The sequence below is a fragment of the Nocardiopsis aegyptia genome, from assembly GCF_013410755.1.
GTDB lineage: Bacteria > Actinomycetota > Actinomycetes > Streptosporangiales > Streptosporangiaceae > Nocardiopsis > Nocardiopsis aegyptia.
Genome location: NZ_JACCFS010000001.1, coordinates 5,915,549 through 5,930,500, shown reverse-complemented (window position 1 = coordinate 5,930,500; position 14,952 = coordinate 5,915,549). Strand labels below are relative to the sequence as shown.

11 protein-coding genes are annotated in these 14,952 nt (G+C 73.5%); 8 read left to right on the top strand and 3 right to left on the bottom strand.

What is annotated here, in order from left to right:
- Nucleotides 1-224: 224 nt before the first annotated feature.
- From HNR10_RS26520 to HNR10_RS26500, 5 genes are all read left to right on the top strand, one after another.
- Nucleotides 225-1,208 carry an ACP S-malonyltransferase gene (locus tag HNR10_RS26520; protein ID WP_179828134.1) on the top strand — a complete coding sequence of 328 codons (984 nt, stop codon included), beginning with the start codon at nucleotides 225-227 and terminating at the stop codon, nucleotides 1,206-1,208.
- 2 nt (nucleotides 1,209-1,210) lie between these two features.
- Nucleotides 1,211-2,167 carry a beta-ketoacyl-ACP synthase III gene (locus HNR10_RS26515; protein WP_179828133.1) on the top strand — a complete coding sequence of 319 codons (957 nt, stop codon included), beginning with the start codon at nucleotides 1,211-1,213 and terminating at the stop codon, nucleotides 2,165-2,167.
- A 109-nt stretch (nucleotides 2,168-2,276) separates the two neighbouring features.
- Nucleotides 2,277-2,516, top strand: coding sequence for an acyl carrier protein (locus HNR10_RS26510; protein ID WP_179828132.1), 240 nt, complete (start codon nucleotides 2,277-2,279; stop codon nucleotides 2,514-2,516).
- A gap of 158 nt (nucleotides 2,517-2,674) precedes the next feature.
- Entirely contained in the window at nucleotides 2,675-3,913 is a 1,239-nt protein-coding gene (gene fabF / locus HNR10_RS26505; protein ID WP_179828131.1) for a beta-ketoacyl-ACP synthase II, read from the top strand.
- Between the two features lie 501 nt (nucleotides 3,914-4,414).
- Nucleotides 4,415-5,548 (top strand): EAL domain-containing protein, encoded by a 1,134-nt coding sequence (locus HNR10_RS26500; RefSeq protein WP_179828130.1) that lies wholly within the window; start codon nucleotides 4,415-4,417, stop codon nucleotides 5,546-5,548.
- A gap of 69 nt (nucleotides 5,549-5,617) precedes the next feature.
- On the opposite strand, the gene HNR10_RS26495 is transcribed toward HNR10_RS26500, so the two are convergent.
- The gene (locus tag HNR10_RS26495; RefSeq protein WP_179828129.1) at nucleotides 5,618-6,577 is read right to left on the bottom strand and encodes an SGNH/GDSL hydrolase family protein; all 960 of its coding nucleotides are present in this window, start codon (nucleotides 6,575-6,577) and stop codon (nucleotides 5,618-5,620) included.
- A 667-nt stretch (nucleotides 6,578-7,244) separates the two neighbouring features.
- Here HNR10_RS26495 and HNR10_RS26490 point away from each other — a divergent pair.
- Together HNR10_RS26490 and HNR10_RS26485 are read left to right on the top strand one after the other, a co-directional pair.
- Nucleotides 7,245-9,575, top strand: a complete 2,331-nt coding sequence (locus HNR10_RS26490) for a hypothetical protein (protein ID WP_179828128.1) — start codon at nucleotides 7,245-7,247, stop codon at nucleotides 9,573-9,575.
- 446 nt (nucleotides 9,576-10,021) lie between these two features.
- Nucleotides 10,022-11,554, top strand: a complete 1,533-nt coding sequence (locus HNR10_RS26485) for a vanadium-dependent haloperoxidase (RefSeq protein ID WP_218898043.1) — start codon at nucleotides 10,022-10,024, stop codon at nucleotides 11,552-11,554.
- A gap of 18 nt (nucleotides 11,555-11,572) precedes the next feature.
- Here HNR10_RS26485 and HNR10_RS26480 read toward each other — a convergent pair whose 3' ends face one another.
- Nucleotides 11,573-13,009 carry an aminotransferase-like domain-containing protein gene (locus tag HNR10_RS26480; RefSeq protein ID WP_179828126.1) on the bottom strand — a complete coding sequence of 479 codons (1,437 nt, stop codon included), beginning with the start codon at nucleotides 13,007-13,009 and terminating at the stop codon, nucleotides 11,573-11,575.
- Between HNR10_RS26480 and HNR10_RS26475 the strand changes: the two genes are divergently transcribed.
- On the top strand, nucleotides 13,008-13,913 hold the full coding sequence (locus HNR10_RS26475; protein ID WP_179828124.1) for a DMT family transporter: 906 nt from the start codon (nucleotides 13,008-13,010) through the stop codon (nucleotides 13,911-13,913). The genes HNR10_RS26480 and HNR10_RS26475 overlap by 2 nt on opposite strands.
- Here the strand turns inward: HNR10_RS26475 and HNR10_RS26470 are convergent.
- Nucleotides 13,894-14,895: a threonine ammonia-lyase gene (locus HNR10_RS26470; protein WP_218898041.1), complete on the bottom strand. Its 1,002-nt coding sequence runs from the start codon at nucleotides 14,893-14,895 to the stop codon at nucleotides 13,894-13,896. The two genes, HNR10_RS26475 and HNR10_RS26470, sit on opposite strands and share 20 nt — an antisense overlap.
- Nucleotides 14,896-14,952: the final 57 nt, after the last annotated feature.

The window sequence follows — 14,952 nt, the reverse complement described above, 5'->3', positions numbered from 1 at the left end:
GTCGGACCGCCCTCACCCGGACGGTCGCGTGCGAAGGGGCGCGGGCCCGGTTCCACCGGCTTTCGAGCGGTGCGCGTAGCGTCGGAAAGTGACCAGTCCCACCGCTTTTCGGCTGGCCGCAGCGGGATCGGACTCGTTTTGTCGGGAGTCTACAAACGACGTCGACCGAACTTCGTGTCTCTCCCCATCCAACTGGTGAACTTCTACAGGGCAAGGTTGATGTCGTGCTTGTAATCGTTGCTCCCGGCCAAGGCGCCCAGGTTCCCGGATTCCTCACCCCGTGGCTCGAACTGCCCGGCGTCGCCGAACAGTTCGCCGCGTGGTCCGAGGTGACCGGCCTCGACCTCGTGCGCTTCGGCACGACCGCCGACGCGGACGAGATCCGCGACACCGCCGTCGCCCAGCCCCTGCTGGTCAGCGCCGGACTCGTCGCGGCCTCCGCCATGCTCGGCCCCGCCTCCCACCCCGGACCCGCGCTGCCCGCGGACCCCTCCGTCGTGGACGCCGTGGCGGGCCACAGTGTCGGTGAGTTCACCGCCGCCGCGATCGCCGGCGTCCTGTCCCCGCACGACGCCCTGGCCCTGGTCGCCGAGCGCGGACGCGGCATGGCCGACGCCGCGGCCCGCACCGAGACCGGGATGACGGCGGTCCTGGGCGGCGACCGCGACGAGGTGCTGGCCGCGATCGAGGCCGCCGGCCTCACCCCCGCCAACGACAACGGCTCCGGGCAGATCGTGGCGGCCGGCACCACCGAGCAGCTCACGGCGTTCGCGGAGAACCCGCCGGGACGGGCCCGGCTGCGCTCGCTGTCGGTCGCCGGCGCCTTCCACACCGAGCACATGGCCCCGGCCGTGGAGCGGGTCCGGGCGAGCGCGGCCCGGCTGACCGCCTCCGACCCCACCGTTCGGCTGCTCTCCAACGCCGACGGCGCCGTGGTCCCCGGCGGTACGGACTACCTGGAGCGCCTGGTCACCCAGATCTCCTCCCCCGTGCGGTGGGACGCCTGCACGAGCACGCTCGCCGACCTGGGCGTGACCGCCCTCATCGAACTCACGCCGGCCGGCACGCTGACCGGCCTGGCCAAGCGCGCGCTGCGCGGTGTCGACCTCCTCGCGGTGAAGTCGCCCGACGACCTCGACCGTGCCGCCGCCCTCATCAAGGAGCACGCGGGCACCACCCCCGACGCGAGCCCCGCCCAGGAAGGTTGACCATGTTCAGCTCCCCGAGCACCCTCCAGGGCGCGGCGATCGTCGCCTTCGGCGACTACCAGCCCGCCCAGGTCGTCACCAACGCCGACCTCACGGCCCGCGTGGACACCACCGACGAGTGGATCCAGAGCCGCGTGGGCATCCGCGAACGCCGCATCGCGGGCCCGGACGACACCGTCGAGAGCATGGCCGTGGTGGCCGGCGGCAAGGCCCTCGCGGCCGGCGGCCTGGCCCCCGAGGACATCGACCTGGTGATCGTGGCCACCTGCACCGCGCAGGACCAGATCCCCAACGCGGCGGCCTCGGTCGCCGCCAAGCTGGGCATCGTCGCCCCGGGCGCCTTCGACATCAACGCCGCCTGCGCGGGCTTCTGCTACGCGTTGAGCACCGCCTCGGACGCGGTCCGGGCCGGCAGCGCGCGCAACGTGCTGGTGATCGGGTCGGAGAAGCTCAGCGACTGGGTGGACTGGGACGACCGCTCCACCTGTGTGATCTTCGCCGACGGCGCCGGCGCCGCGGTGGTCTCGGCCGCCGAGGAGCACGCCGTGGGCCCCGTCGTGTGGGGCTCCTCCGGCGAGCGGGCCGACAAGATCTACCTGCGCGACCACAAGTACCTCTACCAGGAGGGCCAGGCGGTCTTCCGCTGGACCACCACCGAGCTGTACAGGGTCGCGTTGGAGGCCCTGGAACGGGCCGGGGTGGACCCCTCCGAGCTCACCGCGTTCGTTCCCCACCAGGCGAACCTGCGCATCGTGGAGTCCATCGCCCGCAAGCTGGGGGCGCCGCAGGCACTCGTGGCCCGCGATATCGTCACCGCTGGCAACACCTCCTCCGCGTCCATTCCGCTCGCGCTCTCGCGCATGGTGGAACGGGGGGAGCTGCCGTCGGGGAGCACCGTCCTCACCCTGGGCTTCGGCGCGGGGCTGGTCTATGCCGCACAGGTGATCCGTATCCCCTGACCCGCACCGCACGGACCTGAGGTGTCCGCCACGCGGCCGCGGGGACGACCCGCCGCCGCACGGCGACCTCGAACGAGACACAGAACCAGCGAACAAGGAGAATCACGACATGGCTCACACCGAGCAGGAGATCCTGACCGGCCTCGGCGAGATCATCGAGGAGATCGTCGGTACCGAGGCTTCCGAGGTCAGCCCGGAGAAGAGCTTCGTCGACGACCTCGACATCGACTCGCTGTCCATGGTGGAGATCGCCATCGCCGCCCAGGACAAGTTCGGCGTGGAGATCCCCGACGACCAGCTCAAGGACCTCAAGACGGTCCAGGACGTCATCACCTTCATCCAGAAGTAGGCGCGTCCGGGCCGCCGGAGCCCCACCGGCACCGGCGGCCCCACCCGCGCGCGACGGCCCGGCGACGGCTCCCGCGGCCTCCGCCACGCACCACCACCACCCGCCAACGTCTTCCGGACCCGCACCCGGGAACGATCCACGAGAAGGGCGATCGGATCATGTCCAAGACCGATGTCGTCATCACCGGCCTCGGCGCCACCACCCCCCTCGGGGGTGACGTCGCGACCACATGGTCCGCGCTCCTCGACGGCCGCTCCGGCATCTCCATGCTGGACGAGTCCTGGCACGAGACGCTCCCGGTGCACTTCGCCGGGCGCATCGCCCAGGAGCCCTCGGAGAAGCTGCCGCGTCCGCGGCTGCGCCGCCTGGACCGCACCCAGCAGTTCGCGCTGATCGCCGCCCAGGAGGCCTGGGCGGACGCCGGCACCCCCGAGGTCGACCCCCTGCGCCTGGGCGTGGTCGTCTCCAGCGGGATCGGTGGCATCCTCACCATCCTCGAGCAGTACGACACCTTCCGTGAGAAGGGCTGGAAGCGGGTCTCCCCGTTCACCGTGCCCATGCTCATGCCCAACAGCCCCGCGGCCGCGGTCAGCCTGGAGTTCACCGCCCGGGCCGGCGCGCACGCCCCGGTTAGCGCCTGCGCCTCCAGCGCCGAAGCGATCGCCGACGGTGTCGACATGATCCGCGCCGGACGCGCCGACATCGTCATCGCCGGCGGCACCGAGGCGGCCATCCACCCGCTCAACATCGCCTCCTTCGCGTCGATGCGCGCGCTGTCCACGCGCAACGACGACCCGCAGACGGCCTCCCGCCCCTGGGACAAGGACCGTGACGGCTTCGTCATGGGCGAGGGCGCCGGCATCGTGATCCTGGAGTCGGCCGAGCACGCGGCCAAGCGCGGGGCCCGGGTCTACGCCCGCGCCGCCGGCATCGGCTACACCAACGACGCCTACGACATCGTCCAGCCCGACCCCGAGGGCACCGGGCAGGCGCGCGCCATCACCGAGGCCCTGAACGACGCCGACCTCCGGACGAGCGACATCGTGCACGTCAACGCGCACGCCACGTCCACCCCGGCCGGCGACGTCGGTGAGACCCGCGCGATCCGGACCGCCCTGGGCGACGCCGACGCCGACCGCGTGGCGGTGACCTCCACCAAGTCCATGACCGGCCACCTGCTGGGCGGCGCGGGCGCGGTGGAGTCGATCGCCACGGTCCTGGCCCTGCACGAGGGCCGGATCCCGCCGACGATCAACATCCAGGAACTGGACCCCGACGTGGCGGTGGACATCGTCCGCGACAAGCCGCGGGACATGCCCGCCGGCGACGTCGCCGCGATCAACGAGTCCTTCGGCTTCGGCGGCCACAACATCGCCCTGGTGTTCCGGCGCGCCTAGGGCGTGTGTGACGGATACCGTCCGTGGCGAGCGGCGCATCCAGTGGTGCTCTCGCAAGGCCGAAGAAGGAGTCGGCCCGGGGTTGGCCGTCGACTGATGAGAACGCGGCGAGAATGCCGCGGGGCGACGCGCAGCAGGACGGGTATCCGTCACACACGCCCTGACCCCGCGTCCCACACCGCACCCCGGCGGGTGCCGCCCACGATCGGCGGCGCCCGCCGGCGGCGTTCGTGCCGTTCGTGCCCCTGACGCCCGCGGTGACACCGGGTGACCGGCAGGAATCGCCGTGAACAGGCCGAACCGGTATGATCTGCGGGTAGCGTGACAGCCGTCACCCTTGTGGCCCGCCTCGGCTACGCGGGGCCGAGGTGCGGTGGAACGCGCCGTGAAGGTGAGCTGAACACCCGAGAACAGGTCTTTCAGGTCGGACCGGAACGCGGACACCATGGAACCGTGTCTCCCCTGAGTTCCCATCACGCACCCACGACGACGACGGCGCCCATGCCCCTTCCGACGCACCGGCGCCCGGCCGCGGGTCCCCGCTACCTGCCCATCGTGGACCTGGACTCGGGCTCCGTCGTGGCCATCGAGACCGTCGCCGCACCGCCGCCCACCGCTCGGGGCGGTTTCGCCGCCGTGACCGAGCAGGAGTGCGAGGCCGTGGCCGAGTGGCTTCTGACGCTGGTCCGCGACTCGGCCGGGACCGAGAGCCTGCTGCCGCTCGTGCTGCCGCTGCCCGCGCGCACGCTGTCGGGCGGCGACGCGTTCATCGCGGCCGTGGAGTCCCGGATGCGGCGGGCGGGCCGCCGCCCCCGCGACGTCACCTTCATGCTCAGCCCGGATCTGGCCGAACTCGACCGCCAGACGGTGGTGGCCGGTGTGGCCCGCCTGCGCGCGGCCGGCTTCCGGTGCGGGTTCGGCACGGCGATGGTGCGCCCCGACCTCATGATCGACGCCACGCCGTTCCTGGTGCGCATCGATCCCCAGATCGTGTCGGGCCTGGCCACCGACCAGCGCCACGTGACCGTGGTGGAGGGTCTGGCGCGCATCGGCCGGGGCAGCGGCGTGTTCGCCATGGCCTCCGGGGTGTCCTCCGCCGAGGAGGTCGTGCGGCTGCGGCGCTGCGGCCTGCGCGTGGCCACCGGCCCGTTCTTCGCCGACGAGGCCTGGCGGCCGGGCGAGCGCGTGGCCCCGGTCCCGGAACCGGCCACGGAGGGACCGGGGACGGGACAGGACTCCGGCCCGCCGGTCACGGAGTACATGGTCCCCCCGGTGGGGTTGGACGCGGACTCCACCGCCGACCAGGTCCTCACCGCGTTCACCGACGACCCCGCGCTCAACAGCGTCATCCTCATCGACCACCGTGACCGCCCGCTGGGCGTGATCGACCGGACGCGGTTCCTGCTCTTGGTGACGGGCCGGTACGGCCACGCGCTGCACGCCAAGCGCCCGGCGCTGCGGATGGCCGAGGCACCGCGCACGGTCCCGGCGTGGATGTCGGCGATCGCGGCGCTGCGGGTGGCCGGCCAGGACAACGAGCGGGTCTACGACGACCTCATCGTGACCAACGACTACGCCCAGGTCTTCGGCGTGGTGCACGTGTCCGACCTGGTGCGCTCGCTCTCCCTCAGCTGACCGGGGGCCGGCCCCGGACACGACGGCGCCCCGCGCCCCCGGTGGGGCCGGGGCGGTGGACGGCGCCGGTCAGTGCTGCCCGGGGCCCTTGGTGCCCGAGGGGCTGCTGGTGGCGGCGGAGCCGTCGACGGGGGCGTAGCCGTTGTAGTGCGGCTCCCCCTCCTGGCGCAGTTCCAGGGTCCGGGCCAGTTCGGCGCGGGTGGCCTCGTCGTGGAGGTACTCGAGTTCGGGGCGCCGGGGCAGGCGGCCGTCACCCGAGGACCGGCCCATGAGGCGGCGGCGCAGCCAGGGCACCCCGTACTTGCGGGCCCAGCGCCGGTTCTCCCGGCGGCGCAGGATGGCGGGCAGCTGCTGGGGCGGGGTGCTCCAGGGGTCGGTCCAGGACTCCCGCGGCCCCATGGGCACGCCGAGGAGGTCGGCGATGCGGGCGGCGACGATCTGGTGCCCGGCACCGTTGAGGTGCAGGCGGTCCTCGCTCCAGGCGCGGGGGTCGGTGAGGGCGTTGAGCGCCCACATGTCGACGATCTCGGTGCCGGTGCGCTCGGCGACGGCGCGCATGTGCATGCTGAACACGGCGATGCGGCCGCGGTAGTAGCGCAGGACGGGGATCCAGCCGGTGTCGTGGCCGGAGATGATCACGACCCGGATGCCCGCCTCGCACAGGAGCCGGATGCCCGTCTCGAACTGCTCGGCCAGCTGGTCGAGGTCGTTGCCGGGCCGCAGGACGTCGTTGCCCCCGGCCAGGACGGTGACCAGGTCGGGCCGCCACGCGACGGTCTGCTCCAGCTGCTCGCCGAAGATGTGGCGCATGCGGCGACCGCGTACACCGAGGTTGGCGTAGCGGAAGTCCGGGACGGCCGAGCCCAGGTGCTCGGCGAGCCGGTCGGCGAATCCTCGGTAGGCGCCCCCGGGGCCGCTGTCGTCCTCCATCCCTTCGGTGATGCTGTCACCGATCGCGACGAAGGACCGGATGGTGTCCGGTCTGTTCGCGCGCGCGGCCGCTGGGGGATTCGTCTGTAGGTCTGTCACGTCAACCAATCATCCGGCTCGACCGTCCCACGCCGACGGAGCGCCGAGGGTGCGCGGGAACGGAATCCTGGTACGGGCCGCGGTGGGACGCCGACCCGTGTCCGAACACCGTCGACCCCTGGTCGGCCGCAGGACGGCCACCCGGCCGAAGGACGTTCGGGCGAGGACAGTGCCCGCCAAGCATACCCGCGACCGGCGTCGGCGTGCCGGAATCGGGTCCAATCGGACCCCTCGTGGCCGCCTGTGGCCGGGTCGCCGTCGCCCCGGTGTGTCGCCGCTTCCCGGGTTTACACGACTGGCACCGCAGTCAATAACACCGATCTGTCAGCCGATCAGCCGAAGATTCACTATGACGTAGGTCACATATGGTTCGGGCGCTCCGCGGTGAAAGTCCCGTGTCACGGAGATCACTCGGGCCGGTGACGGAGTGGTCGCGGCGGACCTGGTCGTCCTGGGGGTACCCATGTGGCTCCCGGGCACGTACGATCACGGACAAGTGCTCACGGCTCCCCTGCTCCTCGGCCCGCCGTGCCAAGGCTCGGCACCCCCTCCGGCGGACCGGTCCCCCTCCCGGCCCAGGGGCGCGTACTGTGGTGCACCGAACCGAAGGCCCGTGCGGTTCCTCCCGAATTCACGTGCAGCACCAGGAGGTCGAGGTCCCCAGCGGATGAACGCCGTCTCTCCGATCTGCCTCGTCGACCTCGCTCCCGCCCTGCGGTGGTCGAAGTCGCCGGACGTGGCACCCCTGCTCCACCACGACCGGTTGATCGACGGCTGGTGGCACTCGCTGCCCGTCGCCCGCGTACTCGACATCGCCGGCCCGCCGTGGCTCGCCCACGGCATCGCGCGCCTGGCGATGGAACAGTGGTCGCACGTGCCCCTGGCCGAGTTCCTCCCGACCCTGCGCACCCAGCCCGTGGACTGCTCCGACCTCTCCGAGCCGGTCCGCGGCGCGGTGACCGCCACGGCCGGGGACTGGGAACACCTCATCTCCGCCTCCCCCCAGGAGATCCTCGAATGGTCGCTCTCGGGCTGCGCGGCCGTCGACGTCGTCAGCACCGTGGCCTGGCGGGCACTCCAGCCCTGCTGTGAGCTTCCCGGCGGCCCCACCCCCTCCCCCGCCCTGATGCTGGAGGCCGTGCGGACCATCGCCAACTGGCTGCCCGCCTCCGCCCCCGACCACGTGCGCAGCGCGCTGGAGTACCTCGACGCCGCCACCGGCGCCTCCGGGCAGGACACCGGCCCGGGCTCCTCCCCCGCCCCGCCCCAGTCGCCCGCCACCCGCGCCATCCGCACCCTCAGGGCCCTGCGCGCCCAGCGCGCGGAGGAGATCGGCGGCGACCCGTCCGCCGCGGCGTCCGCCGAGTCGCCGCTCGCCGCCGACGGCATGGTCAGCTCCGCGGCGATGATCCCGGGCTCGGCGCTGGAGGAGACCGCCGCGGGCGCACCGCCCGCCGACACCGTCGGCGACCTGCGCTCGCAGTTCCGCAGCTCGCTCCTGGGCCCGGGCCGCACCCTGCGCCGCCCCAGCTTCGGGCCGCCCAAGGCCATGCGCCCCGACCACGTCGAGGAACGCCCCTGCGGCCCCGCCCTGGGCGAGCACCCGCTGGTGGACCTGTTGGAGGAGATGTTCCGCTCCTGGCCGGAGCTGGAACGCACCGTCGCCGCCGAGCGGCTCTTCGCCACCGACCCGATCAGCATCCGCGTCCTGTCGGAGCAGATCGCGGTCGACGTCACCGAGATCCGGGCGGCCCAGCGCCGGGTGGAGGAGCGCCTGCTGCGCTGGCTCAACTCCCCCGAGGGCGCGACCATCACCAAGCACCTGCGCGACCTCTCCGAGCAGCTGGGCGCGGCGACGACCATCGACCGCCTCATCAACGCCCACGCCGACCACCCCGTGGACGTGCCCACGCTCAACACCCCGCTGTGGCGCGTGGTCATCACGCTCTTCACCGACCGCCGGATGCACAACGGCTGGCTCATCGCGGACGACCCCACCACCCTGCGCTGGCAGACGCGCGAGCTGCTGAGCGACTCCCCCAGCCTGACCGACGCCGGGATCCGGCTGGGCCGGATCGGCATCCGCCAGCAGGAGCTGCGCGCGTGGCTGCTGAGCACGCCCGGTGTCAGCCTGCGGGACGGACAGGTGCACGTCGACCCGTCCGTGCCCATCGAGGCGCCCGCGGGAGCCCAGGCCGGGCACATGGCGCCCGAGGACGCCGGGAGCACCACGGAGAACGGCCTGCCCATCCGGCGCCGGCCCGACCTGCCCCACCCGGGCTCGGCCGAGCACGTCGCGGACGAACGGCACGGCCACCACGACAGACCGGACTACGACCAGGGCTACGCCGCCCATGCGCACGCTCCGGACCCCGTCCGCGTGCCGGCGCCGCACCAGGCCCCCGCTCCGGCGCACTTCCCGCCCCCCGCCGCCCAGGCCCCGTACCCGCTGCGCAACGCCAGCGACCCGGCCATGGCCACCCGCTGCTTCCGCGCCCCGGACGGGCGCTGGTGGCACCGCATCGACATCACCGCCGACCACCTCAACGGCGCCCCGGTGGCGGTTCCCACCGGCTACGCCACCCATCTGGGCCTGCAGCCCGGGCGGCTGCTGTGCCTGACCGCCCCGGGCGCGGACCTGCTCGTACTCGTGTGGCGCGACCAGCCGGCGTTCGACTCGCTGCGGCCGCTGCTGCGCCGCCAGGCGGCCCAGCCGGGCGACCGCATGTTCATCACCGTGGCCGGCGACCGCCTGGACGCCCGCAAGCTCCCGGCCACCGACCTGAGCAACTACGCACCCGCGGCACGGGCCCTGCACCTGAGCGGGTACACCGCCCCGGCCTCCACCGAGGACGCCCTGCGGATCCTGTCCCGACGCATCACCGACAGCGACGACGACTCCATGGCCGACCCGCGCTCGCTGGTGGACCTGCTGGAGTCGCGCGGCGACCACGACATCGCCGGTGAGCTGCGCGCGGGCCTGTTCGCCACCCGCTGACCCAGCGTCGCACCCCCTCGCGCTCCGGCCCGACGCCCTGGCGGCGTACGGCCGGGGCGGTGGCGGAGGCCGGGCACGAGCGGTGGACGCTCGCCCTGGGATGCGCCAGAACCCCGTTCGGTTCGCTCGGCGCGCCCCGCCCCGCATGCCGCTTGTGGCCACCCCGAGGCCACAGGTGGCCGGGTTCCGGTCGCCCGTGACCGGCCGCGGCGGTGCCGTCGGCGCGGACGTCGACCCCGGCGTGTGACGGCTGGGGCCCACGATGCGTGAGTCACCGACTACGCACGCCTGCGGTTCGCGTCAACTGCGATATGACCGTTTCCGCTCTTTGGTCGTGACCGGAATCCGGCCCACCGACGCGCAAAGGAAATACGCGGCTTTTCGACCTACCGTGTGGGCAGGGCCGACGGAGGAATCCACCTCCACCCTCCGAGCACGAGGTGATCATGCCGCAGCGCCGCGCCGAAGCCATCGAGAACCGTATCGAGACCGCCGAACAATCCCTCGCCGGAATCGCTCCCACCCACGGCGGAAACGGCGAGGAGGCGGACTATCCGTATATCGCCAACTATGCCAAGGGCCTGCCGCACGATGACGCGGGCGAGGTCGACCGGGACGCCTACCGGCTGATGGTCCGTGCCCTGCAGAGCGGGGAGTGGGACGACTTCGAGCGTATTCCACTGGGCGGCGACAAACCCCTGGGAACCAACGGACCGGAACAGCGCGCACTGGTCAATCCGCAGGCCGGACTCGCCTTCGACACACAGGGACCCGACGCCCAGCAGATCGCCATTCCCCCGGCTCCGCGGATCGATTCCCCGCAGAACTCCGCGGAAATGGGAGAACTCTACTGGATGGCGCTGTGCCGCGACGTCCCCTTCTCGGAATTCGGCACCCATCCGCTGGCCGAGGCCGCCGCGACCGACCTGACCGAATCCTTCTCCGACTTCCGGGGCCCCAAGGAGGACGGCCGGGTCACGCCCGCCACGCTCTTCCGCGGCGACACCTCCGGGGACGCCGCCGGTCCGTACCTGTCCCAGTTCATGCTCCTGGACGTGCCCCTGGGAACACTGCTCATCGACCAGCGCCACGACACGGTCGAGGAGGGGCTGGACCACGTCCTGGACTTCCCGGCCTGGCTGGAGGTCCAGCGCGGCCGGTCCCAGCCGCGGGAGGAGCGGGACACGAAGGACCGCCGCTACATCCGCAACCCGCGGGACCTGGCGCACTACGTCCACCACGACGCGCTCTACCAGGCCTACCTCAACGCCGCCCTCATCCTGCTCGGCCGTCGGACGCCCTTCGACGGCGGCAACCCGTACCACCACTCCGACAACCAGCAGGGGTTCGGCACCTATGGCGGGCCGCACCTGCTGACCCTGGTCACCGAGATCGCCACCCGCGCCCTCAAGGCGGTCTGGTACCAGAAGTGGAACGTGCACCGCCGGCTGCGCCCGGAGACCTTCGGCGGCCGGATCCACGCCCACCTGGACGACTCCGTGCCGGTGGAGTACGCGATGATCGACGAGGAGATCCTGGAGTCGGGGGCCCTGGCGAAGGCGCAGCACCGCTGGGGCGTGTCCCTGCTGCCGCAGGCCTTCCCCGAGGGCTCCCCCGTCCACCCCTCCTACGGCGCCGGGCACGCCACCGTCGCCGGTGCCTGCGTGACGGTCCTCAAGGCCTGGTTCGACACCTCGTCCGTCCTGGAGGACCCCGTGGTGCCCGACGCCAGGGGCCGACGGCTGGTGCCCTACAGCGGCGACGCGGTGCTGACGGTGGGCGGTGAGCTGGACAAGCTCGCCGCGAACATCTCCATCGGCCGCAACATGGCCGGCGTGCACTGGCGCACCGACTACACCGCCTCGGTGCGGCTGGGCGAGGAGATCGCCATCGGCCTCCTGCGCGAGCAGACTCGGCTGGGCAACGAGTCGGCCCACTTCACGCTCCGGCGCTTCGACGGCACCTCGGTCACCATCTGACCCGGCGCCCCTGGCCCGTCACCCCTGTCCCAGGGCGCGGGCCAGGCGCCGCACGCCCTCGGCGACCTCGCGGGGGCCGGAGGTCCCGGCGAAGGAGAGCCGCAGGTGCGGCGCGGGGGGCTCGGCCGCGAAGTAGGCCCGGCCGGGCGCCACCGCCACGCCCTCGCGCAGCGCCTCCGCCGCGGCCTCGGACTCGTCGGCTCCCTCGGGCAGGCGCAGCCACAGGTGGTAGCCGCCGCGCCGGGAGACCGGCTGTTCCAGCCCGGGCAGCTCGCGCAGCAGGGCCTCGGCCATGGCGGCGCGCCGCTCGGTGAGTCCGGCGGCCATGGTGCGCAGGTGCCGCGGCCAGGACGGGGCGCCGACGAGTTCGAGTGTGGCCTCCTGGAGCGGGCGCGGGACGAAGAAGCTGTCCACCACCTGCAGGGCGCGCAGTCGGCGCAGGACCGGCCCGCGGGCCGCGAGCGCGCCCACCCGCAGGTTCGGCGAGGTCGCCTTGGTCAGTGAGCACACGTGCACGACCGTGCCGTGGTCGTCCTCGGAGGCCAGGGAGGGCGGCAGGGGTGCGCTGTCGGTGTGGGCGAGGCGCCGCGCGAAGTCGTCCTCCACGACGAAGGCCCCCGCCTTCCGGGCGATGCGCAGGACCTCCCGGCGCCGCTCGGGGGCGAGCACGGCACCGGTCGGGTTGTGGAAGAGCGGCTGGCACACGAGCAGGCGCGCGCCGGTGGCGGCGAAGGCGTCCGCCAGCAGGCCGGTGCGCAGGCCGTCGGCGTCCACCGGAACGGGGACCGGGCGGACTCCGCAGGCGCGGGCCGCGGCCAGCAGGCCCGGGTAGGTGGGCGACTCGACCAGGACGGAGGCCCCCGGCGGCGCGAGGGCGCGCAGGGCGGTGGTCAGGGCGCTCTGGCCACCGCCGGTGACCAGGACGTCGGCGGCGGTCAGGGGTCCGGAGGGGCCGCCGATCTCGCGGGCGAACCAGCCGCGCAGCTCCGCCAGGCCCTCGACCGGCGGCAGGTCCCACGCGCCCGGTCGGCGCGCCGCGCCGGCCAGCGCCGCGGTGAGCGCGCGTTCGGGGCGCAGGTCGGCGTGCGGATAGCCGCCGTGCAGGCCGATCACACCGGACGGGGGCGCGGAGAGGGTGGCCAGCAGGCCCGTGTCGTCGACGGTGCGCCGGGGGCCGCCCGGGGCGGCCTCGGCGCTCAGCGCGACCTCCTGCCAGGACGTGTCCTCCAGGCGGCGCGGCCGGCGCCGGGAGGCGCGGAAGGATCCGGCGCCGGGCCGGGTGACGAGGAACCCCTCGGCCGCGAGACCGGCGATCGCGCGCGAGACCGTCACCGGGCTGACGCCGTACCGGTCGACGAGGTCGCGACTGGAGGGGAGCTTCTCACCTTCCGGGTAGCGGTCGAACTCCCGGCGCAGGCGGTCGCGGAGATCGCGCACGCTGCTACTCTTTTTCATGAGAACAGAGAATAGCGCTATCGTCCCCGATCGGACAGCGGCGCGTAGCGGAACCCTGCTGGCGGCCCTGGGCGTGCTGGCCTTCTCCTTCACCTTCCCCGCGACCCTGTGGTCGCTGGAGGGCTTCGGCCCGTGGACGTCGACGGCCCTGCGCTGCGCACTGGCCGGTGTGGCGGCCGCCGTCCTGTTGTACGCCGAACGGCGGCGGCCGTCGGACCTGGTGCCCCCGCGCCGCCACCTCCCGGCCCTGATCGTGGTCGCGACCGGGTGCGTGATCGCGTTCCCCCTGTTCACGGCGCTGGCCCTGCAGACCACGTCCGCGGGCAACGCCGCCGTGGTCATCGGCGCGCTGCCGCTCGCCACGGCCTCCTACGCCTCGGTCCGCACGGGAGCGCGCCACTCGCCCCTGTTCTGGGCGGCCGCGGTCACCGGTGCCCTCGCGGTCGTGGTGTTCACCCTGCTGCGCACCGGCGGGGCGCCCGGGCCGGGTGACCTGTACCTGTTCCTGGCCCTGGCCGGGGCCGCCGCCGGGTACGCCGAGGGCGGGCGCCTCGCGGGCCTCCTGCCGGGCCGGAAGGTGATCTCGTGGGCCCTGCTGATCGCGCTCCCGCTGACCGTGCCGCTGTCGGCCCTCGCGCTGGCCCTGGAACCCGCGCACGTCACGGCCACGGCCGTGGCGGGCCTGGCCTACCTGGCCCTGATCAGCCAGTTCGGCGGATTCGTGGTCTGGTACGGGGGCATGGGGCTGATCGGCGTGGTGCGGGCCAGCCAGCTCCAGCTGGCCCAGCCGCTGCTGACCCTGGTGTGGGCGGTCCTGCTGCTCGGTGAGCACCTGACCCCCGCCGCGCCGCTGACGGCGGCCGTGGTGCTCACCTGCGTGGTGGTCACCCAGCGGGCCCGCTGACGCCGCCCGACGCGCGGTCGGCCGGGGCGGTGCCCAGGTCGGCGTAGGCCTCCAGGTCGGCGTTGGCTCCGGTCAGCACGGTGGCCACCAGGTCCCCGGGCACGTCGTGCGCGGCGAGCGCGGCCAGGCCGGCCACGGCGGCGGGTTCGGGCAGGATGCCGAGGGTCCGGGCGGTCAGGTGCATGGCCTCCGCCAGCTCCCGGTCCTCGACCAGCAGCATGTCGTCCACCAGGGCGCGGATCCGGCGCACCGCCTCCGGGACGGGCGCACTGATGGCGATTCCGGCGGCGAAGGCGCTGCGGCGCTCCATGGGGACGGCCCGGCCCTCTCGCCAGCTGTGCGCCATGGCCGGGGCCGCCGCGGCGCCGACCCCCACGATCCGGACGCCGGGCCGGTGCGCGCGCAGCCACCGTGCCACCCCGGTGATCAGGGCGCCGTCGCCCACGGGGAGCAGGAGCGTGTCGATGTCCTCGTTCCGGGCGAGTTCGACGCCGATGGTGCCGGCGCCCTCGGAGATCGCGGCCTCGCGGCCGTCGACCACGTAGTGGCGGTCCCGCTCCTGGGCGGCGTACTCCTCGGCGGCGGCCTTGGGATCGCCCTCGACCGGGTGCACGTCGGCGCCGAAGGTCCGTATGCGGCGCAGCTTGACGGGTGAGGCGTCGGCGGAGACGAAGACGTCGGCGCTCAGGCCGTGGCGCCGGGCGGCGTAGGCGATCGCCTGGCCGAAGTTCGCGCCGCCGGACCCGCACACCACGGTCTCGCCCGCGGGAAGGCCGCCGACCAGGAAGTCGGCTCCGCGGCCCTTGAAGCTGCGCAGGGGGTTGAGCGACTCGATCTTGGTCAGGACGGGTCGGCCGAGAGCCGCGGCGAGCTGTTCGTCCACGTACTGCGGGGTGCCGAGGAAGACGGGGTCGACGGTCGCGGCGGCCTCGGCGATCCGGTCCAGGCCCAGGTCCTCGGCACCGGTGGTGTCCATGGTCATCGGGTGTGTTCCCCTTCGGTGCGGCGGCTGTGTGCCCTCACGCTAGGCCCTGGGGCG